This is a genomic window from Pyxidicoccus sp. M15 (assembly GCF_056858435.1).
Genome location: NZ_CM166495.1, coordinates 8,660,999 through 8,664,890, shown reverse-complemented (window position 1 = coordinate 8,664,890; position 3,892 = coordinate 8,660,999). Strand labels below are relative to the sequence as shown.

The 3,892-nt window shown below is 70.1% G+C and carries 3 protein-coding genes; 2 read left to right on the top strand and 1 reads right to left on the bottom strand.

Going from position 1 to position 3,892, the window contains the following annotated elements:
- Positions 1-262: 262 nt before the first annotated feature.
- Positions 263-1,666: an ELWxxDGT repeat protein gene (locus ACX9TP_RS32065; protein WP_482974448.1), complete on the bottom strand. Its 1,404-nt coding sequence runs from the start codon at positions 1,664-1,666 to the stop codon at positions 263-265.
- Positions 1,667-1,867: 201 nt separating this feature from the next.
- On the opposite strand from ACX9TP_RS32065, the gene ACX9TP_RS32060 reads away from it, so the two are divergent.
- Positions 1,868-3,328, top strand: coding sequence for a galactose oxidase-like domain-containing protein (locus tag ACX9TP_RS32060; RefSeq protein WP_482974447.1), 1,461 nt, complete (start codon positions 1,868-1,870; stop codon positions 3,326-3,328).
- Between the two features lie 118 nt (positions 3,329-3,446).
- A complete protein-coding gene (locus ACX9TP_RS32055) occupies positions 3,447-3,752 on the top strand; it encodes a hypothetical protein (RefSeq protein WP_482974446.1) in 306 nt (101 codons plus the stop codon).
- Positions 3,753-3,892 lie beyond the last annotated feature (140 nt).

Here is a 3,892-nt window from a genome sequence, read left to right as displayed (position 1 = left end):
GACGAGGTGTCTGGTTCTTTCGCGCTATGCACAGGATTGGCAGGTAAAAGCCGACCCGGCGGGTCGCATTGACCCGTGTAGCGAGGGTTCATCGAGTTGAGGGACGTCTGGTACTAGAGCCATCCCGGGCTGAAGTGATGCAAAGCGCGCTTCCGCAACGCTCGGGCGTCAGGATGCCTCATTGTCACGAACTCGGTACTTCTTGAATCCTGGCGGAACCCGCCTGCCTGGTTTGCGGGTTTCCTGCCAGAAGCGCGAGGTCTCAGTCGCATTGTCCTTGGGGACGCAACGATAGGGCCCGCAGCGTTCGGGCGCCGGTGCCGTCCCCGGCGGTAAAGAAGACATTCCACCCAGCGCGGACGAGCCCCTTCGGGTCCGAGCCCCGGTCCCCGGGCACAATTTCATCCAGTGGCACCGTCCCCTCCGGTCTGCCATTGCTCATCCACGGCTCGCGACCGCGCCCCGGGGTTTCGGCGCTGAAGAACAGGTTGCCCTGGAGGGCCGCCAGCGACTCGGGTGAAGCACTGGCCGGCCCCGGTGCGAGGTCCGCGAAGAGGCGCGTCCCCTCGTCCGTGCCATCACTCACCCACAGCTCGCGCCCGTGCATGCCGTCATCCGCGGTGAAGAAGAGGCGGGCGCCCAGCACCGTGAGGTTCCTCGGGGATGCGCCCACCTCGCCGGCCTGGATGTCCTTCACCCGCTGTGTCCCCTTCGCCGTGCCGTCGCTGCGCCACAGCTCCGCGTCCATCCCCGCGTCCCCGGTGGTGGCGCTGAAGTACAGCTGCCCATCCATGGCCACCAGGTCACGCACCTCGCCCAGCTCGCTCACGAGCACCGGCGCGCCGCCCTCCGTCGCCATCAGGTGCAGCATCGGGTCGTGCAGGTGCCCCATGACGAAGAACAGGCGCCCGCCCGCCGCCGTCAGCGACTCCAGGATGCCGCCCTCAGCGGGAATCCGGGTCACCTCCACGGCAGCCGTCTTCCCGTCACCGCGCATCAGCGCCGTGGTGAGCCCCTGGAAGTGTGCGAGGAAGTACAGCGCGCCATCGCCCCCTCGCGTCAGGCGGTCCGGAGAGGTCCCCTCGACGCCCGGTTCGAGGTCCTGGACCAGGACGGTGCCCTCGGGTGTGCCGTCGCTGCGCCACAGCTCGCGACCGTGCTCCGGGTCGCTCGCGGCGAAGTAGAGCAGGCCGTTGTACGCGTAGAGGGACTGGGGCTCGGAGCCCGTCGGGCCGGGCCAGAGGTCCTTCACCCGCCGCGTGCCTCCCGCGGTGCCGTCGCTCACCCACAGCTCCCGTCCGGCCCCCTCGTCCTCGGCGGCGAAGAACACCCTGTCCCCCACCCGGGTGACCTCCGAGGGCCCCAGGCCGGTCGGCCCCGGTGGAAACTCCCGCACCGGACGGGCGTCCGGCTCCCGCGTGCCGCTGCTCGTCCACACGCCCGCGTCCGCGATGAAGAAGAGGGTGCGGTCGCCGGGCACCATCTCCAGCGCACCCGTGTCCGACGGTTGGGGGGCGGGCCCCACCGCGCGGGCCGTGCGCCCGCAGGGTACCCAGGGCAGGGACTCATCCGGAGGGGGCGGAACCGGCGGAGGCTTGCCGCCGTGATGCGACGAGCAGCCGGACAGCAGCGCGAGCACCAGGCAGAGCGGACGCCAGCACCTCATGAGGTTCTCCTCGGCCCGAACGGTGGACGGTTGAAGGGGAGTCCCTCGCGTACTCGCGCGCGGGGGTGATGTCAGTCACCCGCCGGTGACGGTCCGCATCACCGGGCCCACACTTCTCCGGACCCGGGGTCGATTGGCACGCGCGTCCTCCCATCTAGGTTCTGCCTCTTCAATCGTCAGCAGCAGGGCTCGGAGGCCGCCATGTCGTGGAGACCTGTCTTCCCCCGGCCGCGGAGACTCGCGGCCTGGCTCGTCGGCTTCGTGGCGCTGGCGCTTCCCGCCCGGGCGCAGACGCCCGCGGACGTGGGGCAGTGGTCCAGCGTCATGACCTGGCCCATCACCGCCACCCACGCCAGTCTGCAGCCCGACGGCAAGGTGATGTTCATCGGGGAGTTCGACGAGGGGAACCTGCCTCCACGGCGCTGGGACCCCGCCACCAACACCGTCACCTCGCTGCCGTTCCCGGGCTACAACATCTTCTGCTCCGGCCACTCCTACCTCGCCGACGGCAAGCTGCTCTTCACCGGTGGGCACGTGACGAGCGACGTGGGGCTCAACGACGCGAGCCTCTTCGACCCGTTCCTCTCCTCGTGGATCCGCCTGCCGGACATGAACGCCGGGCGCTGGTATCCCACCAACACCACGCTCTCCAACGGGGATGTGCTGGTGCTCTCCGGAGAGATGAACGGCAGCGGTGACATCAACACGCTGCCGCAGCGCTTCCTGGCGGCCACCCGGACCTGGAAGAACATGACCACGGCCCGGCTGACGCTGCCGCTCTACCCGAAGATGTTCCTCGCCCCCAGTGGCCAGCTCTTCTATGCCGGGCCGGGTCGGGCCAGCCGCTGGATGAGCACGGCGGGCACGGGGACCTGGAGCACCGGACCCAACAGCAACTTCGGCACCCGGAGCTACGGGCCCGCCGTCTACGCAGATGCCCGCGTGTACATCATCGGAGGGGGAGACCCGCCGACCGCCACCACCGAGGTCATCGACCTCAACCTGGCCGCGCCGACGTGGCGCTACGTGTCGTCGATGACCACGCGCCGGCGCCAGCACAATGCCACGCTGCTCCCCGACGGCACGGTGCTCGTCACCGGCGGAAGCTCTGGCAGCGGCTTCGACAACGCGAGCACGCCCGTCTTCCATGCCGAGCTGTATGACCCCACCGCCAACACCTGGCGGCGGCTCGCGAGCAACACCGTCTACCGGGGCTACCACGCCACCGCGCTGCTGCTGCCGGACGGGCGGGTGCTGAGCGCGGGTGGCCGCAACAGGCGCTCCGCGGAGGTCTTCTCGCCGCCCTATCTCTTCAAGGGCCCGCGTCCCACGCTCGCCGCCGCCCCGGACACGGTGATGCCCGGGACGACTTTCACCGTCTCGACACCCGACGCGGCGCGCATCAGCAAGGTGACGCTCATCGCGCTCGGCTCCACGACGCACACCTTCGACGAGAACCAGCGGCTCAACACCCTGAAGTTCACCCGCGGCACCGGAAGCCTCACCGTCACCGCGCCGTCCTTCAACAGCCGGGCGCCGCCGGGTTTCCACCAGCTCTTCCTCGTGAATGACGCGGGGGTGCCCTCGGTGGGGCGGATGGTGAGGGTGCTGCGCAGGCCCACCGTCGCGGCCGGGGCCCTCCAGGGGGAGGGGGAGCAGTAGCCCCCGCGGCCCCGCGCGGAAAGAGGAGACGCGGGAACCCTCACGCCTCACGCCCGGTTGGCGGCATCATCAGCCCCGCGCGGCGGATGTCGCGTGGGAGGCCAGCGGAGGCGTGAGCATGACGGGGCCAGGAGCCAGGAGCTGTGCGGCATGCGGGCGCGCCATCGCCGCCCGCGAGGTGTACTACCGCTTCAAGCTCGTCCTCGAAGGAGAGCAGGACGTGCTCGACACGCCCCCTTCCGGCGGGGGCGGCCCGGAGGAGGACCTCGATGCGCTCGTCCGCAGGCTGGAGGAGGGGCCCGAGGACGCGCACGAGCTGGAGGAACAGGTCCACTGGGAACGCTCGGGCACGGTGTGCGCGGCCTGCCGCCTGGTGGCGGTGCGGATGCTCGCGCCTCCAGCCGGGGACGCCGGACCGCATTGACGGTGCGTGGCTGTTGCCAGGCACTCCAGGAAGGCCCCGTTTCCCAACACTGTGTTCCCGGGTGCAAGCTGCTGCTGTTGTAATTGACACCCGCCAACATCTCCCGGGTCGACACGCACGATGAACAACGCGAGGCGCTC

Excerpts from the sequence above, each read along its gene's own strand:
- ACX9TP_RS32055 (WP_482974446.1), top strand. The coding sequence starts at position 3,447 with ATGACGGGGCCAGGAGCCAGGAGCTGTGCGGCATGCGGGCGCGCCATC.
- ACX9TP_RS32060 (WP_482974447.1), top strand. The coding sequence starts at position 1,868 with ATGTCGTGGAGACCTGTCTTCCCCCGGCCGCGGAGACTCGCGGCCTGG.
- ACX9TP_RS32065 (WP_482974448.1), bottom strand. The coding sequence starts at position 1,666 with ATGAGGTGCTGGCGTCCGCTCTGCCTGGTGCTCGCGCTGCTGTCCGGC.